Annotated in this window: 21 protein-coding genes; 11 read left to right on the top strand and 10 right to left on the bottom strand. The window is 43.3% G+C overall.

Going from position 1 to position 19,034, the window contains the following annotated elements:
* Positions 1–245: 245 nt before the first annotated feature.
* The 4 genes from V7K50_RS17400 to V7K50_RS17385 form a co-directional block, all read right to left on the bottom strand.
* Complete coding sequence (locus V7K50_RS17400) at positions 246–404, bottom strand: type II toxin-antitoxin system VapC family toxin (protein ID WP_334962110.1); 159 nt, start codon at positions 402–404, stop codon at positions 246–248.
* Positions 395–619 (bottom strand): hypothetical protein, encoded by a 225-nt coding sequence (locus V7K50_RS17395; protein ID WP_334962108.1) that lies wholly within the window; start codon positions 617–619, stop codon positions 395–397. The genes V7K50_RS17400 and V7K50_RS17395 overlap by 10 nt, the downstream gene beginning before the upstream one ends.
* A 144-nt stretch (positions 620–763) precedes the next feature.
* Positions 764–2,044, bottom strand: a complete 1,281-nt coding sequence (locus V7K50_RS17390; protein WP_334962106.1) for a vWA domain-containing protein — start codon at positions 2,042–2,044, stop codon at positions 764–766.
* Positions 2,041–3,297, bottom strand: coding sequence for a vWA domain-containing protein (locus V7K50_RS17385; RefSeq protein WP_334962104.1), 1,257 nt, complete (start codon positions 3,295–3,297; stop codon positions 2,041–2,043). The genes V7K50_RS17390 and V7K50_RS17385 overlap by 4 nt, the downstream gene beginning before the upstream one ends.
* 239 nt (positions 3,298–3,536) lie before the next feature.
* On the opposite strand from V7K50_RS17385, the gene V7K50_RS17380 reads away from it, so the two are divergent.
* The 3 genes from V7K50_RS17380 to V7K50_RS17370 all read left to right on the top strand — a co-directional run bounded on the left by V7K50_RS17380 (position 3,537) and on the right by V7K50_RS17370 (position 5,752).
* On the top strand, positions 3,537–4,199 hold the full coding sequence (locus V7K50_RS17380; protein ID WP_069072491.1) for an ATP-dependent Clp protease proteolytic subunit: 663 nt from the start codon (positions 3,537–3,539) through the stop codon (positions 4,197–4,199).
* A gap of 104 nt (positions 4,200–4,303) precedes the next feature.
* Positions 4,304–4,915 (top strand): ATP-dependent Clp protease proteolytic subunit, encoded by a 612-nt coding sequence (locus V7K50_RS17375; RefSeq protein WP_334962102.1) that lies wholly within the window; start codon positions 4,304–4,306, stop codon positions 4,913–4,915.
* A gap of 213 nt (positions 4,916–5,128) precedes the next feature.
* Entirely contained in the window at positions 5,129–5,752 is a 624-nt protein-coding gene (locus V7K50_RS17370) for a J domain-containing protein (protein WP_334962100.1), read from the top strand.
* Positions 5,753–5,855: 103 nt separating this feature from the next.
* On the opposite strand, the gene V7K50_RS17365 is transcribed toward V7K50_RS17370, so the two are convergent.
* The gene (locus V7K50_RS17365) at positions 5,856–7,055 is read right to left on the bottom strand and encodes an aminotransferase-like domain-containing protein (protein WP_334962098.1); all 1,200 of its coding nucleotides are present in this window, start codon (positions 7,053–7,055) and stop codon (positions 5,856–5,858) included.
* Between the two features lie 238 nt (positions 7,056–7,293).
* Positions 7,294–8,640, bottom strand: a complete 1,347-nt coding sequence (locus V7K50_RS17360; protein WP_334962096.1) for an AAA-like domain-containing protein — start codon at positions 8,638–8,640, stop codon at positions 7,294–7,296.
* A 288-nt stretch (positions 8,641–8,928) separates the two neighbouring features.
* Here V7K50_RS17360 and V7K50_RS17355 point away from each other — a divergent pair, with 288 nt between their 5' ends.
* Both V7K50_RS17355 and V7K50_RS17350 read left to right on the top strand, forming a co-directional pair.
* Entirely contained in the window at positions 8,929–9,459 is a 531-nt protein-coding gene (locus V7K50_RS17355; protein ID WP_334962094.1) for a hypothetical protein, read from the top strand.
* A 157-nt stretch (positions 9,460–9,616) separates the two neighbouring features.
* Positions 9,617–9,985, top strand: a complete 369-nt coding sequence (locus V7K50_RS17350) for a pentapeptide repeat-containing protein (protein ID WP_334800117.1) — start codon at positions 9,617–9,619, stop codon at positions 9,983–9,985.
* Positions 9,986–10,205: 220 nt separating this feature from the next.
* Here the strand turns inward: V7K50_RS17350 and V7K50_RS17345 are convergent, their stop codons facing one another.
* The gene (locus V7K50_RS17345) at positions 10,206–11,246 is read right to left on the bottom strand and encodes a LysR substrate-binding domain-containing protein (protein ID WP_334962092.1); all 1,041 of its coding nucleotides are present in this window, start codon (positions 11,244–11,246) and stop codon (positions 10,206–10,208) included.
* A gap of 200 nt (positions 11,247–11,446) precedes the next feature.
* Between V7K50_RS17345 and V7K50_RS17340 the strand changes: the two genes are divergently transcribed.
* From V7K50_RS17340 to V7K50_RS17330, 3 genes are all read left to right on the top strand, one after another.
* Positions 11,447–12,157 (top strand): cadmium resistance transporter, encoded by a 711-nt coding sequence (locus V7K50_RS17340; protein WP_334962090.1) that lies wholly within the window; start codon positions 11,447–11,449, stop codon positions 12,155–12,157.
* A 63-nt stretch (positions 12,158–12,220) separates the two neighbouring features.
* Positions 12,221–12,883, top strand: a complete 663-nt coding sequence (locus tag V7K50_RS17335) for a hypothetical protein (protein WP_334962088.1) — start codon at positions 12,221–12,223, stop codon at positions 12,881–12,883.
* Positions 12,884–13,108: 225 nt separating this feature from the next.
* Positions 13,109–13,666 carry a YidH family protein gene (locus V7K50_RS17330; RefSeq protein WP_334962086.1) on the top strand — a complete coding sequence of 186 codons (558 nt, stop codon included), beginning with the start codon at positions 13,109–13,111 and terminating at the stop codon, positions 13,664–13,666.
* Positions 13,667–13,806: 140 nt separating this feature from the next.
* Here V7K50_RS17330 and V7K50_RS17325 read toward each other — a convergent pair whose 3' ends face one another.
* From V7K50_RS17325 to V7K50_RS17315, 3 genes are read right to left on the bottom strand one after another with little or no spacing between them, the layout of a single operon-like run.
* On the bottom strand, positions 13,807–14,529 hold the full coding sequence (locus V7K50_RS17325) for a class I SAM-dependent methyltransferase (protein WP_334962084.1): 723 nt from the start codon (positions 14,527–14,529) through the stop codon (positions 13,807–13,809).
* Positions 14,530–14,549: 20 nt separating this feature from the next.
* Positions 14,550–14,822, bottom strand: a complete 273-nt coding sequence (locus V7K50_RS17320) for a hypothetical protein (protein WP_334962082.1) — start codon at positions 14,820–14,822, stop codon at positions 14,550–14,552.
* A gap of 6 nt (positions 14,823–14,828) precedes the next feature.
* A complete protein-coding gene (locus tag V7K50_RS17315; RefSeq protein ID WP_334962081.1) occupies positions 14,829–14,954 on the bottom strand; it encodes a hypothetical protein in 126 nt (41 codons plus the stop codon).
* 482 nt (positions 14,955–15,436) lie between these two features.
* On the opposite strand from V7K50_RS17315, the gene V7K50_RS17310 reads away from it, so the two are divergent.
* The 3 genes from V7K50_RS17310 to V7K50_RS17300 all read left to right on the top strand — a co-directional run bounded on the left by V7K50_RS17310 (position 15,437) and on the right by V7K50_RS17300 (position 18,990).
* Complete coding sequence (locus V7K50_RS17310) at positions 15,437–16,633, top strand: ABC exporter membrane fusion protein (RefSeq protein WP_442944617.1); 1,197 nt, start codon at positions 15,437–15,439, stop codon at positions 16,631–16,633.
* 143 nt (positions 16,634–16,776) lie between these two features.
* On the top strand, positions 16,777–17,949 hold the full coding sequence (gene devC, locus V7K50_RS17305) for an ABC transporter permease DevC (protein ID WP_334962185.1): 1,173 nt from the start codon (positions 16,777–16,779) through the stop codon (positions 17,947–17,949).
* A 348-nt stretch (positions 17,950–18,297) separates the two neighbouring features.
* Entirely contained in the window at positions 18,298–18,990 is a 693-nt protein-coding gene (locus tag V7K50_RS17300; protein ID WP_334962077.1) for a DevA family ABC transporter ATP-binding protein, read from the top strand.
* Positions 18,991–19,034: the final 44 nt, after the last annotated feature.

Here is a 19,034-nt window from a genome sequence, read left to right as displayed (position 1 = left end):
ATTATATGCTATAAGCAAATATACGCGACAACCAAGAGCTTTCTCAGCTAATCCAACAAGCCAACTCTAAGCGAGAAGCGATTGCCTTAGTCCAAGAAGGGCAACCAAAAGCAGTGCTGTTAAGTTTCATCAGAGGTTTGACTTACTAAATTGGCTTGTTTATTTAAGTAATTCACGCATTTATTTTGGTGTATCGCTATCTACAAATTTGGGATTACGGTAAGAGGCTTGATTTCACCTCTTACTCAACTTGGGTCAGTGGCAATTTCCCAAGCAGAAGCACTACTGACAATAATGCGATGATCTGGGTTGCGAATGATGTCTCGGCAGTCAGTGTGGAGTTTTGGGTCGTCAAAGAGCCACCATAGCAGGATATAGGTGTCGATGAGGTAGCTCATTCCCATTGCTGGAGTTCATCTTCAGGCAGTGGTTCAAAGAAAGCATCGCCGAGTTGTCCTTTCAATAAACCAGGGGTGCGCGGTTCGACTTCGCTCACCGCAAGAGGTTGTGTACGTTCTTGACTTAAACCTAGCCGAAAGTAGTGAATTAGGTCATAAAGTTCTGCTAGTTTGTCTTCAGGGATGTCTTGCAATTCTTGGACAATCTTCTGGATCAGCATAAGTCAAACTCTTCGGTGGTTGTTAATCAATAAGTTAGGAATATGCAACTACTTTGTTGCTCAATTAAGGAATAAAATATTTTTTCTTGCTTTGCGCCTTGGCATGAAACTTTCATATCGTTAATCAGCAACGCAGGATTTTTACTATTCCTGTAAAACCGTCTTTGATACAATCCTAGTTTTCTTCAGGTCTGCTTCCGAAAGTTCTTCGCCAGCTTGCAGGCGAGTGGCGGAAGTTTGCAACACTGTCGCCGCCCCTTTATCTCCGATTTGTAAAGCGGTTTTAGCAGCCGTTTGTAGCATCGTGGCTGCACCAGTGCGATCGCCTTGTTGCAATTTCGCCTCGGCTAACTGGGTTTGGCGATACTTCGCTAATGCCAAAATAGATTGTTGCACCTGGGGATTAGATGCTGGTTGATACGATCGCACCACATCTGCATACACTGGTACGAGGGATGAAAGTAAGCCTTCCTGGTTAACCAAAGGATCATCATAACGGATTTGCAGATGCCCGATCGCTTGTTTACCTTCTGGCAATTGTCCCAAATAAATATTAGCCAAAACTACCCGTTCTACATCCTGCATCAAATCTCCCAAACGCACAGCAAAGCTACCATCAGTTTCGCGTTCCACTGGTAACTCGATGGTGTCTGGGGCAACTTGGGCAATGGGTTTTAATTCTGCTAGTCTGACATTGGGCACTAGAGATAACAGCAAGTAGGCATTAGTTAGCCCAATCGATTGAATCCGCCCAAACAGGCGGCTAAATTGATCTAAAGCTTCTTCAGGATGTTCAATATGGGCTAAAGTTCCACCACCGACATCAGCAATTTTTTCCAGCAAATCCTGATTCCAGCTATTGCCAAATCCGAAAGTGTTGATAGTTAAGTTCAGCTTGGCTGCCTTCTGTGCAAGTTGAAGACAACGCTTGTGATCATCTCGCCCAATATCCCACTTCCAAATTCGCAAACCGCTTTCACCATGCCCATCCGTCAGCAGAAACGCCTGGGAAACAGCGCCTCTTGTACCCTTCATCAGTTCTGTAATTCCCAGTTCCAAACCCTCAGCAATTACAGTACCGCCGCTAGCAGTCAGTTTGCTTTTAATTTGGGATTTGATGCTTTCGGGGTCTTCGAGCAGTTGGTTGGGGATAATGACTTCCGCAGAACCGGAAAAAGCGACAACTGAGATGCGATCGCCAACTTTCAACCGATCGATTAACCCTTCCACTGCTTGAATTACCGTTTTAATTGGTTGTCCATGCATGGAACCACTTCTATCCAAAATCAAGCAGAGGTTAAGGGGGAGATTTTGGTCAAACTCACCAGCGATCGCAAAAATCGTGATTGCTAGTTGACGTTGGCTACTTGTTTGAGCCACATCAACATTATTGTCATTTAACGCCGATAGCAATTTAACTTTCATTGAGGAGGGGTATCTTGCAAAACTGTTTTTGAGACAATTCTGGTTTTCTTGCGATCGCTTTCAGATAAATCCCCACCAGATTGTAACTGAGTCGCAGAAGTTTGTAACACCGTCGCCGCCCCTTTATCTCCCATTTGCAAGGCAGTTTTTGCAGCCGTTTGTAACATCGTCGCGGCACCAGAGCGATCGCCCTGTTGCAATTTCGTTTCGGCTAGCTGGGTTTGGCGATACTTGGCTAATGCTAAAATAGATTGTTGTACCTGGGGATTGGGGTCTGCTTGGTAATTTTTCTCTACATGAGCATAAACTGCAATATTTGGTGTAAATAAACCTACCTGGTTGGAGGCTGGGTCATCATAGCGGACTTGCACATTAGCGATCGCTTGTTCACCTGCTGGCAATTGTCCCAAATAAATATTAGCTAAAATTACCCGTTCCGCATCTTTCATTAAATCTCCCAACCGCACAGCAAAACGTCCATCCGCTTCTTGTTGGAATGGTAACTCGATTGTGTCTGGGGAAACTTGGGCAACAGGTTTGAGTTCTGCTAACCGGACATTGGGCATTAGGGAGAATAACAGATAAGCATTAGTCAATCCCACCGTTTGAATCCGGCTGAACAGACGATTAAACTCATCCACAGCCTGTTCGGGTTTTTGAATGTAAGATAAAGTACCAAGAGCTGCATCAGCAATTTTTTCTAAAACATCTTGGTTCCAATTGTCACCAAATCCCAAAGTGTTCAAAGTCAAATTATAGCTGGCAGCCAATTCAGCAAATTTCAAACAGCGCTTGTTATCACCATGTTCGTTTTCCCCATCCGTTAATAGAAAGGCTTGGGAAACAGTATCTTTTTTGCCCTTTGCTAACTCCTCAATGCCCAAGCGCAATCCTTCGTCAATGGAAGTTCCACCATCGGCAGCTAGGCGATTAATTTGCTCTTTGATTTTCTCAGGATTTTCGATCAGTTGACTAGGTACTAAGACTTTAGCACGGTGATCAAAAACTACAACACTGAGGCGATCGCCAGGATTGAGTCTATCCACCAGACGATTCGCGGCTTTTTTCACCGTTTCTAGCGATCGCCCGTTCATCGAGCCACTATGATCGAGAATTAAGCATAAATTCAGGGGTACATGGCGATCTTGATTTTCTGCGATCGCCGAAATCGAAATTCCCAACTGACGTTGACTATTCAGTTGATTCGCGTCCAAATTACCATCATTCAAGGCAGGCTGCAAACTAACCTTCATAAATTAAAGTCCCTAATTCAGGATATACATATTAAAAAATAACTTCAAAGCACTACTTTAGCTCTACGGAAAACCTATCCAACCTAAATACATGAATATAATCAGAATATCTTAGAAGCCAAGCATTGGCAGATGCGAAGCCACCTTAAGCATTAGGGAGAAATCCGCACCTTGAGTCAGGCTAGCATCGCGCTAGGATGTATTACAGTTAACGGCATACTTTCAGGCGATCAGTTGCTATGGACATTTCCCCAATCAAGGCTGTTCAAGCCCCTTATTACGGCGATAACTTCTACCGGACACCGCCGCCAGATTTACCTTCCCTTCTATTGAAGGAGCGAATTGTCTATATTGGGATGCCACTGGTGCCTGCTGTCACCGAATTGATCGTGGCCGAATTGCTATTTTTGCAGTCCGACGACCCCGAAAAGCCGATTAAAATCTATATCAACTCCACCGGCACTTCCGGTTATAGTGGCGAACCCATTGGCTTTGAAACCGAAGCCTTCGCCATCTTTGACACCATGAAATATATCAAGCCTCCGATTCACACCATTTGCGTCGGTTCCGCGATGGGTATGGCAGCAATGCTACTCAGTGCTGGTACAAAAGGTTGCCGCGCTAGTTTACCTCACTCCTCGATTATCCTGCATCAGCCCAAGAGCTACGCCCAAGGTCAAGCAACGGATATTCAAATTCGCGCTAGGGAAGTTTTGGTAAATAAAGGCGCATTAGTTGATATCTTGCATCGTACCACTGGACAGCCCCCAGAAAAAATTACTAAAGACATGGATCGGCTGTTATATCTAACACCTTACGAAGCGAAGGAATATGGGCTGATTGACCGAGTTTTTGAGAAAGAAGAACTTGCAAATCCCCCACTTCCTGCCAGTGTCCTTTAATTTAGTTATGAGTTATGAGTTATGAGTTATTGAAAACTCCTAACTTTTAACTTCTAACTCCAAACTTTTCTACCGCCCCCAAATTATTAAAAACGGAGTAAATTATGCCTATAGGCGTTCCTAAAGTTCCTTACCGGATGCCCGGAGGACAATATACAGATTGGATTAGCATCTACGATCGCCTTTACCGGGAACGGATTATCTTCTTGGGGCGAGATATTGATGATGAAATCGCCAATCAAATTATTGCTGTAATGCTGTATCTGGACTCAGATGATCCAGGTAAAGATATTTATTTATACATCAATTCCCCAGGTGGAATGGTTACATCTGGCATGGCTATTTTTGATACCATGCAACATATCAAATCAGATGTGGTAACTATTTGCGTCGGTTTAGCTGCTTCAATGGGGTCTTTCTTGCTAGCAGCAGGCACCAAAGGCAAACGGTTAGCATTGCCTCACTCACGGATTATGATTCACCAGCCTTCCGGTGGTACCCGTGGACAAGCAACCGATATCGAAATTGAAGCTAGAGAAATTCTGCGGATTCGTCACCAGCTTAATGGGATTTATGCCGATAAAACCGGTCAGACCATAGCAAAAATTGAAAAAGATATGGATCGTGACTTTTTCATGTCTGCTGAAGAGGCTAAGGAATACGGTTTAATTGACCGTGTGATTGAAGAAAGAACTTCTGTAGTAACAGGGGAGTAGGGAGGCAGAGGGGCAGAGGGGCAGGGGGAGCAGGGGAAGAATTAATTAATTGCCCAATGTCCAATGCCCAATGCCCAATGCCTAATGCCCTTTTATAAACAAACTGTCAACATTGAACTTAAAAATAGCAAATTAGCCCTTATTATTAATAGCTTAGGCTTAAAGCTGATAGCTGATAGCCTAAGCTAGATATTCGATAGCTCATAGCTCAAGATGGATCTGGGAGATTGCTACCGTTTATTGGGTTTAAGATCGGGAGCTTCTTTTGCTGACATCAAAGCGTCTTACCGACGACTGGCGCAGCAATATCATCCTGATATCAACCCAGATGACAACAAAGCCAAAGATAAGTTTATTGCCTTGACAGAGGCTTACAAACTGCTGCTGACGGTAGTATTGCCAGAGGAAACTGTTGCACATTCAAGTCAGGTGCCAACCTCTGGGCGTGATGATGCCAAGGCAACGCAACGGCAGAAAACACCAGTAACAACGGTGACAAGCCAAGAACCAGGGAAACCAAAGCCGCCTAATTTGTTGGAAATAGAAGAGCGGCTGAAATGGAAAACTTATGAGCAATTGCAGCGATTTTTGCAAGAAAGACGATTTCCTCAAGCGATCGCACTGGCGGAAGCTTTAGCAGATCGTTTGTCAACAGATGCAGAAGTTCGCCAATGGCTAGCGATCGCTTATCAACTTTGGGGACGGGCGCTAATTTCCGAAAAACAACTGCTCAAAGCCAGAATTTATCTCAAGAAAGCTCTGAAGACAGACCCCCATAATAAAAGTCTTTGGTATGAAGTGCAGCGCGATTTCCAGCGCTTAGAGCAAATTTTTTAAATCTCGTTTTTATCTCTAAGAAGGTTCTACTGTTTATACGGAAGGCGGAGCCTTCCAGAGGGCATTCCCAGTCTGAGACTGGGAACGAGCTAGGAATTAGGAATTACCGCCAGCCGCGCAACACTGCCCCCAAAGTCGCAATTCCTTCGACAATCTTTTTGGTTGGTTGAAAGCTAAAAGCTAACCTGATGGCATCATCTCCTTGTCCATTGGCATAGCAGCGAGTCCCTGGTAGAAAGCTAATGCCCTGTTCAGTGGCAACCTTTAGGAGTGCTTTAGCGCCGATATCTGGTGGCAATTTACACCAAACGAAAAAGCCTCCATCTGGTCGCAGAGCAACTATATCACTAGGAAACTCGTGAGCGATCGCTTCTAACAACAAATTACACTTATGCTTGTAGCAGGCAATTAGTTCCTGAATATGATAATCTAGTTTGCCTGTACCACAGTAGCGGGCGACCACATGGCTGATAAATGGCCCTACGGGTCCCTCACTTTTGAACATTGCCAGCCGCTCAATAATTGCTGGATCGCCACAAGCCCACCCCAGGCGGATACCAGGTGCAATGATTTTCGAGAAGGTACTCACGTATAACACCCACCCATCCTTGTCGAGGCTTGCCAAGGAGGGCACAACTTCCCCTTGGAAACGCAAATCGCTGTAAGCATCGTCTTCCACCACTAGCACGCCATACTCAGCCGCTAATGCTACCAACTTTTGGCGGCGAAATAACGGCATAGTCGCGCCTGTGGGATTGTGAAATGTGGGGATGGTGTAAATAAATCGGGGTCGAATGCCCTGTTTCTGCAAGTCGCTCAATGTTACTTCTAGGGCGTCTACATCCATCCCCAACTCATCCACAGGAATGGTAATCACGCGTGCGCCAGCGTGGATAAATCTACTAACTACTCCCAAGAAGGTTGGCCCTTCCACAATTACCACATCACCATGTTCAAGAAACACATCTGGTAGTAAGCCCAAAATCTGACCAGAACCGTAGCCAATGATCAGGCGATCGCGATCGGCTGTGATTCCTTTAGCCTGTAACCGGAGGATAATTTGCTCATACAACTGGGCTGAAGGTGGCCCATAATTGAGGGCGATGGGAGCCTCTTCTGCCAGCACAGCAGCACTTGCAGCAGCCAAGTCAGCATGGGGAAAAAGAATTGGGTCAGGTAGATCGTAGGCAAAGCTGACGGTGATGATTTTGGTTAACTCTGTACCATAAGTTGCTGGTGTCAAATTTCTAGCTCGTTCGGCGAACAAATCAGTAATTCGGTAAGCAGAAGTGGTGGCAGCCATAAGGAAGTCAAAATTGGTAGTTAGAATAGAGAACACACAATAAGGTAATATTTTAAACGCGGATTAGCGATCCCTGTACGCGAAGACAACCAAAATATTAAACAATTCGATTTTAGTTTTGAAAAAATCTAATCTTACAAGAGATTATGGTTCAAATGGATCAAAAAAGGTGTGATTGCAAATAGAGCGATCGCTGTTTTCTACTGTTATATTCGTCTTTAAATAATCTCGCACCCAATCACCGATAAAGCCATTCTTCCCATCGTCGTCCTCTGGGATGGCGTGGGGCTGCTGGCGGAAATACGTCATCTTGAAAGTCCGATGCTACCCAACCATTGAATGGCTGTGAGTAAGGGTGCAAATTGTCTAACTGTTTTAAAACCCATTCAGTATTGAAAATACTGCGGTAGATCGGATTTTTAATTCTGAGATAGCCGTTGTGCTTCTCGACCAATCCCGATAGTAAAAGCTCTGTCTGTTCTCGACTATCATCAGTAGACACGGGAGACTGGGAAACACAAATACGGCAAGAGTCGCTAGTGTCTTCCCTCTTTGCGTCCCCCCATCCCCCCATCCCCCTATACTCTATTTCCTCTGCTTGCAATACCTGCTGATAAAGAGCTAACAACCGTCCGGCTTGTTGTTTGTTAAAAAGTAAGCGATCGCGAATAGTGCGGAAGTGTTCGGGTTCATCTTGTGATTCCCAGTGTTGGATAATGTGCGATCGCACCAATTCTTCTACCCAATACACCTCAGTTTTTGGTGATAGGACAATTTTTCGATCTGATGTCTTTAAGGCAGTTTTGATAATTAACTGACAGAGTTTTTGAGTTAGAAACGGTTGTCCCCCTGTCCAGAAAATCACCTCTTGCAGTACCACTTCTGGTTGGCTGATTGCTTCCTTTAACCCATTCAGCAACGGGCTAGCTTCATGCACTCGAAAACCGTATAACTCTATAGCAGTCCCAATGTTAAAAGGTGTCCGGCATTTGTCAGCAATTAAGTCAGATGGACTAGCGACTCCAAACAATGCAAATCCCAGGCGTTGGAAATTTGGAGCGTGTGTCTGCTGATTGTAGCAATGACGAATCCAGGCAAAAAAGTCATTGGCAGGAAAATTCAAACTCAGTAAACTATCAATTTCATCAATGAAGATGAAAATGCCTTTGGCTTGGCCATCTCCTTCACAATCGCTATTCAGATTTGGCAGCAACACTTCTTCAACAAACTGGTGTAATTTTTGTATAGGAGAAAGACCTGTTTGCATATCCCACCATTGCTTAAAGTTGACGTGTTCCGCCAAATTTAACCCATAGAATATGCTGACAATGATTCCTTTATACCATTGTGCTGATGTGGTATCCTCACTACCCAATTGAGTCACGTCTAAGTAAACACATTTATAGCCTTCTGACTTGAGACGACGACTTATTCGCTGTAGTAAAGATGATTTACCCATTTGGCGAGAGTTAAATACATAGCAAAAATCACCACCTTTCAGACTGGTATAAAGTTTTTCGTCTGCCTGACGCACAACATAGTTGGGATCGTCACTGTGGAGGCTACCGCCAACTTGGTATCTCATGTAAAATTGTGATTAGAAAAGAAAGATTTAACAATTCAAAATTAGCAATCCCCATAAATACATTTTGTTGCTTTGTATCCTTCAAATGCTGATGCAATGGTGTTTTAGTAGTAATGCACTGCTTTACTTAACTTAATAGTACAGCACGGCATAAATCGACCTACCATCTTAATTAACCTAAATTCCTGAAAGTAATTTCGTCTTTGTCTAACCATAGCTAACCTTGACCCGGAAAACATGGCAGATTACTTGAATAAGTACCAAAGGTCTGACAGGAAAACCATACTAATGAGAATTTGGACTACTACTGCTGTGCTAGCTTCTTTTTGGCTAATATCTGGAGTCATAAGTTCTGAGCCAATCAACGCTACTTCTGTTTTGGTAGAAAATGCCATATCATCTCCTGCGCCAACTAATGCAAAACAGATTACTGTCAGTAACAGTCAGTTTGGGCTGAAGAGAGTTGACTCCAAAGGAAACGTTACCGTTTTTCAGACAACAAGAGTGCCACTTCAGGAAGGAAACATCTACGGATGGCGGATTAAACTCAAAGACTACCAAGGTGAAGTTAAATGGCGTGAAGTCTTGCATTTACCAAAACCTCCAGAAACTTGGGGTACAGATAACGGTGACGACTTCTCAATATCAGCAGACGGCACTACATCTGTGACACGGCGCACACAGTCGGCTCCAGAGGGTGTGATTGAGAATTTTTGGACGATCGCTCCTGGCGATCCAGTTGGTAAGCATAGAATAGAGGTCTATATTAATGACCGTTTAATCAGTACTTTCGAGTTTGAACTTATCCCAGTCAAATAGATGTGAAAAGATTGGGTATGGGGAATAGGGCATTGGTTATTAATTATTCTCTTCTCCCCCTGCTCCCTTCAACCTTAGAGGATGTTTTAAAGGTTGTTGGCTTGAGGGTGGGGACTTCCGCGATACCGTTAAAGATAAAAGAAGGTCAACGCGACGCATGAATGCTGAAGAATTAAAAAGGCGTTTTGCCGCAGGGGAAAGATATTTTCCAGCCGTCAACTTGAGTAGGAACAAGCTGATTGGAGCCTATTTGCCTGGAATCAATTTATGGGGATCTGACTTGAGTGGGGCTAACCTTGCTAAAGCTAAACTCTGGGGAGCAGACTTGAGTAGAACTAACTTAGCCAAAGCGAATTTGACCAGAGCTAATTTGAGCGGTGTCAAATTGAATGAAGCAAATCTCCGAGGAGCAAAACTCAACTATGCCAAGTTGTATGGAGCGAATCTAACTGGCGCTTACTACGATGAAAGTACGCGGTTTTCTAAAGGTTTTGACCCCATAAGTAGAAATATGCACAAGGTGTGAAGGGAAGTGAGGACTGGGGACTGGGGACACTTCGACAAGCTCAGTGCATCGCTGGGGACTGGGAAAAGCCCTGCAAGAGGATTTGATATGACAGCGTTTTTCAATTAATCCGCTAGTCGTACAGAATTGCTGCATGAATTCTATTCTGTACGACTGACCCTTGATTTATTCTGATTAAATTGGCTTTCGCGTAGCGTGTCCTAAAGGACAAGGTATTGGTTTAAATAATTGATTTTGATAAATGTTGATGTGAACTATCTAACATAGACGATATCAACATTTGTTCAAAGACTTTGGAAAGAGCAGTTTGAAAACGCTGACGATGCTTGAGTTTGAAAAAAGGTCGAACTATTTCTGCGTAGGCGTAGCCCGCACTTCGGCTCCTTTCGACTTCGCTCAAGGCAAGTCGCTCAGTGACCGTTGGAGGCATCGCACCGTTGCCTTCTCTGTTATCAATAACTTGAATTGCCCGCAGAGTTCCCAACTGGATTTCTTTTTTTACCATCAACTCGGAAATGCCAATTGCACCGACACCATCTTCGATCGCTGCTTTTGTCATTTCTCCACTGTTGAACACTAAAATTACATCCAGTTCACTGAGATCGATTCCCCAATTTTGCAACGCTTCCTCAAACCTTTGTTGGGTTCCAGAACCTGGTTCTCGCATCACCCAAGGGGTTTTAGTCAATTGGCTTAAATCAATTTCTCCCCACTCAAACCAAGGGTGTTTTTGACCGACCACAATTTGCAAGCGATCGCTCCCCACTATTTCGTATTCTAGAGTATTCTGAAGCGCTGGCTTCACATCTCCTTCCACCAAACCTAAATCAAACTGTCCTGTCGCTGTTCCTAGACAAATATCTTCTGTATTGGCGAGGCTACAGTCAATCTTGATACCGGGATATCGGCTCTTAAATTCACTAATCTTACTTGGTAGCCAGTAATTACCAATTGTCAGACTTGACCCTAATTTCAATTCACCCCGTTGCAGATTGTTCAATTCTCGCAATCCCCTTTCAGTCAAGGAAACTTGATCGAGAATTTTCTGCGCTTCCACTTGCAATAATTTACCCGCCTCAGCAATCTCGATGTGGCGACCAATCCGATGGAACAGTTTCACACCATATTCTTGCTCTAAGTTGTGGATCGCTGCACTGACGGCAGGTTGTGTAATATAAAGCTCCTCTGCTGCGCGAGTAAAGTGTAAGTGCTGCGCCACAGCGATAAATATTTTTAGCTGCTCAAGCGTCATTCCTGCCATTTATGGTATCCCTGTAACTTAGTGTAAAAGTTTTAATCACTTTCATTTATCATTTTGACAAATAAAAGCATTTGATTCTATCGGTTAGTTTGACTAAAGTATAAATCAAGGCTTTCTACCTAGTCATTGGTCTTTCGTCCTTTGTAAATGACCAATGCCCCATGCCCAATTACCAAGCATGAAAATCAGGACATTCAAAAATGAGCGATTTAGTAACTGCAATTACCACAGGGATTACCGCATTCACTGCCACCAACATCGATGATATTGTCATTCTGACGTTGCTTTTTTCACAAATAAATAAAACGTTCCGCAGTCGTCACATCCTTGCTGGTCAGTATCTCGGTTTTGCTGTATTGATTATTGCTAGCCTTCCCGGTTTCTTCGGTGGAATGATTATACCGCAGGAATGGATTAGACTACTGGGCTTAATGCCAATAATCATTGGTGTAAGCAGTTTACTAAAACGCGAAGAGGATTCACCAGAGGAAGTCGAAGAACAAACCGAGCCGTCTTGTCCCTCTATAATTAGCAGTTTTATCTCTCCACAAACTTGCAACGTAGCTGCGATCGCCTTTGCCAATGGCAGTGATAATATCAGCGTTTACGTGCCTCTGTTTGCCAACTCAGAATTAGATAGTCTGCTGGTGATACTAAGTGTATTTTTTACAATGGTGGGTGTATGGTGTTATACCGCTTATAAGTTAACCTACTTGCCTGCGATCGCCAACTTTTTAACTGAAAATGGCAACACTTTTGTTCCTTGTATCTTGATTGGTTTGGGCGTGTTTATTGTCACAGAAAATGTTATTTGGACTCTTTCATCTGTAGTTTCTAGTTATATATTCTCATTAATCTTAGGTTTCAATACTCAGCAGTCGAGTGAAGAACAAGAAAAATTAAGTATCTAAAATTTTCTCACCAAAATGAATTCCAATCTGGAAAATACCTTACCCATCAACAGGAATCAAAACATGAAAATCTGGAAATCTCTGCTAATTGTCTTAATGATTGTCGCTAATCTAGCCTTTGCTCAACCTTCTTTTGCTGACAGACCCAAATTTAGCAAAAACCCTGATTACATCGAAGTCACGAAAGCACTTAATGAACTAACTCAGACAAAAGATGCCCAAACTCAAGCTGAAGGTTTCACCCCAGAGGAAATTCAGCAGAAAATCGATGAGTTAGCATTCCAAAAATATGCTTTAGAGACGGGAATCAACTGGGGTCAATGTGAAAATCAAACAGGTAATACCATAGCAGTATATGGCAAAAGACCAAATAGCGAAGAGAATGAAGATGCCATATATGACAATGGGCTGTATTTTTTAGCTGATGGTCAGTCCACTAAAAATAACTGGGATTGTGATGGGATCTATCTACCGAATGATGTCAAAGTAGCAAATTTTACTTCTAATCCTAATGGGCAAGGTGAAGAATTGACAGGATCGGCTGCTCTGAAGATACTTGATGGAACTCAGTTGGTGATTAAGACGAATCCAGATACTGCTGCGATTGAATTGAATGTCCCTACTGTGAAAGTTCTTAACAGCAAAGAGGCTAACTGGTTTATCCCAGATATATCGCAGGCTCTCATCGATACACGAGTTCCTAATGCGCCTAGCAATCAGTCTTGAGATAGAACTGCATAATCTATTTTTGAATGATTGTTCTCAATTTAAATAGAGTAACAGCCAAAATCAGAGGAAAAACAGGACAAGGACTGGTGAAAAATCTCTCTGATATTGGCTGTTTTTTTTATGACCCTTTATTACTTACAGTTGCTCCATAGCATGAATTACGAATTACTTGGTCAAGCTTGTTTTATTTCCATATCTGCATTAAAATAAATTTTGAAAAAAATGTACAATCGCAATAGGCATATTTCAGTAGCGCAAATATTGCGCTGGGTGCAAGTCATCTGGAAGGAGATTTCCTACTACCTTCGCATTTTTTTGAAAAGAGCCGCTTTCGGGATAAGGGTGTTATTGATGCAGTTAAAATTGAAACCTACAGAAGAAGATAAAGAGAAAAAAAAGCCAGGACGACTGAATCCGTCCAGAGTCCGAGATCACTTGGCAAATGAGCGTACCTACCTCGCTTGGATGCGGACAGGGATTGCTCTTTTAGGTTTTGGTGTCGTCATCGTGCGTTTGCGTGCTTTCCAAGTACCTTTGATACCCCATCCCGGCAACGGCTGGAAGTTAGGTTTAGTCTTCTCGCTGGTGGGTTTAACCACGGTGTGGCTCTCAACGTCACACTATTTCGCTGTCCGTCGTGATATCGAGGAAGATACTTATGAACCAACAGATCGTTGGGTATTGCTGTTCAGTCTCGCTGTGATGATTCTAGGAACTGGAGTAATCTATTTTGTTTTTACAACTTCTTTAGATCCAATGAGTCCACTTATCCCTGAGTGATGGTAACTAGGTAGGCATAATTTAAAGATACAATAAAATCTTAGTTTGTAGTGAGCGATTCATCGCTAATAGCAAAGTTTGTAGTCAGAACTTTAGTACTGACTACAAACTTTAATTTATTTACGCCTAGCTACTTATTTTTAAAACCGCACTTTATACAACTCGAATAATTCCCCTGATTTGTGCGTTACTACTTTACCACCAGCCGCTTTAATCGTTTTTTCCCACTTAGCCAAAGGCTCTAAAAACACCTCAGCCCCCAAATAGGTTTCCAAAACTGCCCAATCTTCTGCTAAAGGCTGTTCGGGATTGAGGATGTCAAACACAAAATGTCCACCTGGTTTTAACACCCGCTTGACTTCTGCTAATACAGCATCCCAATATTCCAGTGGAAAATAGCAGCTGAATCCTGTGGCGATCGCAAGATCAAATTGCTCTGGTGAGTAGTTTAACTGATGAGCGGCTCCCAACTCAACACCTTTGAACAGCTTAGAATTCAACTGCGGCCCACGAGAATTAAGGGTATCGCGGACTACATTACTGATTTCTTGCCCATGAAAAAACGCTTGCCAATCCCGCCAAGGATAAATTAAAAAGCTGATACCACAGCCAATATCTATACAGTGCTGGTTTTTTTGAGGTTGAGCAATTTCCCAAAAACGGGAAGCAATTCTCCCTGAAAAACTACCTCCAATCCACTCGCCAAATATCGGCATCGCCTGGACTTCTGTTGGCAGTTCAAAGGTTTCACGTTGATATTCTCGGTTAAAGCGATAGGCTATTTGGGCTAATCTTTCGTCCCAGTGGGTTGGTTTTTGTGAAGCAAAGAGATTTTGGAACTGTGAATCGGACTTTTTAGACATTTAGGTTTTTACGACTCTTTCTAAGGATTGTAGTCAAATTCGCTTTGCGATGGCGTAACTGCTTGCAGTGCCAGTTCAATGGCAGTTGTTTTGGTTTTAGCTAATGCACCCACAATTTGATGTTGGTAAGTGTAGTTGTATCCGCCGTGGTAGTAGCCGTAGTTGGTAATTGGGGTGAGATTATTAAGCAGAATTTGAACTTGAGTTATCAGATTTTGATTTGCTTGGCTTGGTGATTCTTCGGAGATAATTTGTGTTTTGGTGTGTTTTGGGTTGATGGCGGCTGCGATCATCGTAGCTTACTTGATCGGGGATGGTGGGGGCAAGGCAAAACCAGTGGCGATCGCTAGTTTCACCAACCACAATGGAAACAGAAAAATATGAATGTCTCCACTCAAAGCTTTGATGTGCTGCTTTGGCAACACAAAACGCAGGTAGTAGGGAATAAGGAATCAGCCTTTTCGAGTTGTATCGAGTTTATTCCTAAAATAGGAGTCTTAATATATGCATTTGCTGCATTTTTGATGGGATTAATCATCAAAATTTGACATTATTTTCTACTGATCATAATCACACCAAATATCTTTTGTTATTTACTTAATTTGATTATGATTGTTGGCACTGTTACAATCCGTAAATTTTAAACCGTTTACGATAACTGAGTAATTTCAGAAAACAAAGGTAGTTTACTAGGAAAATAAAGCTTTCTTTAGGAGAGTAATTTGTTGTTACCCTATCCAGCTAAATCACCTGATCTAAGTAAAATCTCAACAATTTACAATTTTGTTATTGACTTTGAAGTGATAGTTCAATAATAACTGACTAGAAAAGTAGGAATTAGCAAACAAGTACTGAGAAAAGCCTAATCTGTTCTTTTTTCTGCGCCACTAGTTAAGAGGTATCTATGGTGCGAAATTCAAAGCTAGGGTACAGAACGTTCCCTAAGTTTATTCTGCGTTCATCTGTTGCTATAGGTATAATTGCATCTTTATTGATTGGCGGAATAAGTTTTTATATAATAAAACGCTGGCAAAATTATGCAAATCTAGAGGCACAAGTGCCAGCAACACCATTGCCACAGTTAAAAACGGTAACAGCTTTAGGGCGGATTGAACCACAGGGAAAGGTAATTAAACTCTCTGCGGCGGTGTCTGCGGAAGGAAGTCGGGTAGAAAAGTTGTTGGTGAAGGAGGGGGATAGGGTAAAAGCGGGACAATTGATCGCCATTTTGAATAGTCGCGATCGCTTACAAGCCTCATTAAAAGAGACGCAGGAACAAGTAAAAGTAGCCCAGGCAAACCTCAACCGCACCCAAGCAGGTGCTAAACGCGGTGAAATTGCCGCCCAAAAAGCTGCGATCGCTCGTCTAGAAGCAGAACGCCAAGGTGATATTAATACCCAAGTAGCGACAATTGAGCGGTTTCAAGCCGAAGTGCGTAATGCCCAAGCAGAAGACGAACGCTATCAGCAACTACATCAACAGGGTGCAATTTCCACTTCCCAACGGGATAGTAAGCGTTTAAACTTGGAAACCGCCCAAAAAAGCTTGCAAGAAGCCCAAGCACAGTTAAATCGTACCCAATCAACTAGCCAGCAACAAGTTAAACAAGCTACAGCAACACTCGATGAAATTGCTGAAGTGCGTGGAGTGGATGTAGAAGCTGCCAAAGCAGAAATTAATCGTGCCGTAGCAGCTATGAATCTGGCAAAAGTTAATCTCGAACAGGCTGAGGTGCGATCGCCCCAAAATGGACAGGTATTTGAGATTCACACCCATCCAGGGGAATTAGTATCAAATGATGGCATTGCAGATATTGGACAAACCAGCCAGATGTATGTCACGGCTGAAGTTTACGAAAGCGATATCGGCAAAGTGCATTTAGGGCAACAAGTGCGAGTAGTTGGTGATTTCCTCCCCATTGAATTGCAGGGAATCGTAGATCGCAAAGGCTTGCAAGTGCGACGGCAAAATGTCATCAACACAGATCCCGTCAGCAATATCGACAACAGAGTAGTAGAAGTTCATATCCGACTAGATCAAGCCTCCAGCCGAAAAGCTGCCACCTTAACCAATATGCAAGTTAAGGCAGTAATTGAATTGTGAAAAGGGGATTGGGGATTGGGGACTGGGTACTGGGTACTGGGGACTGGGTACTGGGAGATTCTGAAATCGATGAACAAGTCCCTAATCCCCAATCCCTAATCCCTAATCCCCAGTCCCTAATCCCTAATCCCCAGTCCCTAATTATGAGATTAATCAAACAACTGCGACGGCGAACCCCTTTAGGATGGCTACAACTGAATCATGAAAAAAGCCGTCTTTTTGTAGCATTGTCAGGCATTGCCTTTGCGGATCTTTTGATGTTCATGCAGCTAGGCTTTCAAACTGCGCTGTATGACAGTAACACCAGATTACATCGCAGTTTGCAAGCAGATATTGTTTTAACCAGTCCCCAAGCCCGTAACTTGCCAAGCTTGTCTACATTCTCTCGTCGGCGACTTTACCAAGCAATGGATATACCAGGGGTGAAGTCGGCAGAACCAATGTATTTCAACAACACAATTTGGAAGAACCCCCAAACACATCGTGAGACAGGGGTGTTAGTTATCGGGTTTAACCCAGACAAGCCAGCTTTTGATTTACCAGATGTTAATCAACAATTGCAAGCGATCAAACTCCCCGATACCGTCTTGTTCGATCGTGGTGCAAGAGGAGATTATCAAAAAGCGATCGCTCAAATTGACCAAGGTAAAACCCTGACTACCGAAATAGAACGGCGCACAATTACCATTAGTGGCTTATTCCAAGTCGGGGCTTCCTTTGGTTCTGATGGCAACCTGATTACCAGCGATCAGAATTTTTTACGACTATTTTCTGGGCGACAATCCAGCAGCATCAGTCTAGGTTTGATTCAGATCAAACCAGGCTATGACCCAAAAAAAGTAGCCGCAATGCTCAAAGCCTACCTCAGAGATGATGTCAAAGTATTAACCCACGCCGAATTTATTGAATTTGAAAATAACTTCTGGAGAACAAATTCCCCAATCGGGTTTATTTTCAGCCTGGGTGTATCAATGGGCTTTGTGGTGGGAGTGATCATCGTCTATCAAGTCCTTTCCACCGATGTTAATGCCCACGTTCGAGAATACGCCACCTTCAAAGCAATGGGATATCGCAATTACTACTTGCTAGGTGTAGTGCTTGAAGAATCGTTGATATTAGCAGCACTGGGCTTCTTCCCTGGATTGGGAGTGTCATTAGCACTTTACCAACTGACTCGCCGTGCCACAAATTTGCCCATGTACATGACTGCGATTCGGGCATTACAGGTATTAATACTGACCATCATTATGTGTACAATTTCCGGTGCGATCGCCACCCGCAAACTCCAAGCCACCGATCCTGCTGATATGTTTTAGAAATGGGGACTGGGGACTGGGGACTGGGGACTGGGGACTGGGGACTGGGGACTGGGGACTGGGGACTGGGAAATCTTTCCAATCCCTAATCACTAAGCTGTTCCACATCTAGTTTGTATATCTAAATTTAATCAAACTCTTGTGGGGTGGGCATCTTGCCCGCTCTAATTATTCAATTTTAATGTGGAACAGCTTAATCCCTAATCCCCACTCCTCAATCCCCAATCCCCAATCCCCAATCCCCATTACCCCTTATCCCCAGAGGGGTCCCCACCTTCCCCAATCCCCACTCCTCAATCCCCAATCCTCAATCCCCAATCCCCAATCCCCAATCCCCAATCCCAAAATATGCTTCCCGTCATCTCCATCCAGAATCTCGACCACCACTTTGGTCACGGCTCACTCCGCAAGCAAGTTTTATGTAAAATTAACTTAGAGATTAACGCCGGTGAAATTATTCTCATGACTGGCCCCTCTGGTTCTGGAAAGACTACCTTGCTAACCTTAGTAGGTGGGTTACGTTCTACCCAATCTGGTAGTTTGCGGGTGTTGGGACGAGAACTTTGTGGTGCAAGTGCCGAACAACTAGTACAAGCACGACGGCGTAACGGTTATATTTTCCAAGCACATAACTTGCATGGTAGTTTAACGGCACTCCAAAACGTCAAAATGGCTTTAGAATTGCACAAACATCTTGGGTTAAAAAAGATGCAAGCTAAGTCAGCCCAGATGTTAGAGCAGGTAGGATTAGGAAATCATTTGCATTATTATGTCGATAAGCTGTCTGGAGGACAAAAACAAAGAGTAGCGATCGCTCGTGCTTTAGTCAGTCATCCTCGAATAATCCTCGCCGATGAACCCACCGCCGCCCTTGACAGTCAATCGGGACGAGATATAGTCAATCTCATGCAAAAACTGGCAAAAGAACAAGGCTGTACCATCTTGATGGTTACTCATGACAACCGGATCTTAGACATTGCCGATCGCCTCGTTGACATGGAAGATGGCAAACTCAAGTCAAAAGTAATATTACCAGCGTGACCGAATAATTACGAATTACGAATTATTTTAAAAATAAAATCGGG

Source organism: Nostoc sp., assembly GCF_036917135.1.
GTDB lineage: Bacteria > Cyanobacteriota > Cyanobacteriia > Cyanobacteriales > Nostocaceae > Nostoc.
Note: the sequence above shows the minus strand (reverse complement) of the source record. Positions and strands in the feature narration are given on the sequence as shown.

Coding starts and splice junctions, on each gene's coding strand:
- V7K50_RS17400 (WP_334962110.1), bottom strand. CDS start 404: ATGGGAATGAGCTACCTCATCGACACCTATATCCTGCTATGGTGGCTC.
- V7K50_RS17395 (WP_334962108.1), bottom strand. CDS start 619: ATGCTGATCCAGAAGATTGTCCAAGAATTGCAAGACATCCCTGAAGAC.
- V7K50_RS17390 (WP_334962106.1), bottom strand. CDS start 2,044: ATGAAAGTTAAATTGCTATCGGCGTTAAATGACAATAATGTTGATGTG.
- V7K50_RS17385 (WP_334962104.1), bottom strand. CDS start 3,297: ATGAAGGTTAGTTTGCAGCCTGCCTTGAATGATGGTAATTTGGACGCG.
- V7K50_RS17380 (WP_069072491.1), top strand. CDS start 3,537: ATGGACATTTCCCCAATCAAGGCTGTTCAAGCCCCTTATTACGGCGAT.
- V7K50_RS17375 (WP_334962102.1), top strand. CDS start 4,304: ATGCCTATAGGCGTTCCTAAAGTTCCTTACCGGATGCCCGGAGGACAA.
- V7K50_RS17370 (WP_334962100.1), top strand. CDS start 5,129: ATGGATCTGGGAGATTGCTACCGTTTATTGGGTTTAAGATCGGGAGCT.
- V7K50_RS17365 (WP_334962098.1), bottom strand. CDS start 7,055: ATGGCTGCCACCACTTCTGCTTACCGAATTACTGATTTGTTCGCCGAA.
- V7K50_RS17360 (WP_334962096.1), bottom strand. CDS start 8,640: ATGAGATACCAAGTTGGCGGTAGCCTCCACAGTGACGATCCCAACTAT.
- V7K50_RS17355 (WP_334962094.1), top strand. CDS start 8,929: ATGAGAATTTGGACTACTACTGCTGTGCTAGCTTCTTTTTGGCTAATA.
- V7K50_RS17350 (WP_334800117.1), top strand. CDS start 9,617: ATGAATGCTGAAGAATTAAAAAGGCGTTTTGCCGCAGGGGAAAGATAT.
- V7K50_RS17345 (WP_334962092.1), bottom strand. CDS start 11,246: ATGGCAGGAATGACGCTTGAGCAGCTAAAAATATTTATCGCTGTGGCG.
- V7K50_RS17340 (WP_334962090.1), top strand. CDS start 11,447: ATGAGCGATTTAGTAACTGCAATTACCACAGGGATTACCGCATTCACT.
- V7K50_RS17335 (WP_334962088.1), top strand. CDS start 12,221: ATGAAAATCTGGAAATCTCTGCTAATTGTCTTAATGATTGTCGCTAAT.
- V7K50_RS17330 (WP_334962086.1), top strand. CDS start 13,109: ATGTACAATCGCAATAGGCATATTTCAGTAGCGCAAATATTGCGCTGG.
- V7K50_RS17325 (WP_334962084.1), bottom strand. CDS start 14,529: ATGTCTAAAAAGTCCGATTCACAGTTCCAAAATCTCTTTGCTTCACAA.
- V7K50_RS17320 (WP_334962082.1), bottom strand. CDS start 14,822: ATGATCGCAGCCGCCATCAACCCAAAACACACCAAAACACAAATTATC.
- devC (WP_334962185.1), top strand. CDS start 16,777: ATGAGATTAATCAAACAACTGCGACGGCGAACCCCTTTAGGATGGCTA.
- V7K50_RS17300 (WP_334962077.1), top strand. CDS start 18,298: ATGCTTCCCGTCATCTCCATCCAGAATCTCGACCACCACTTTGGTCAC.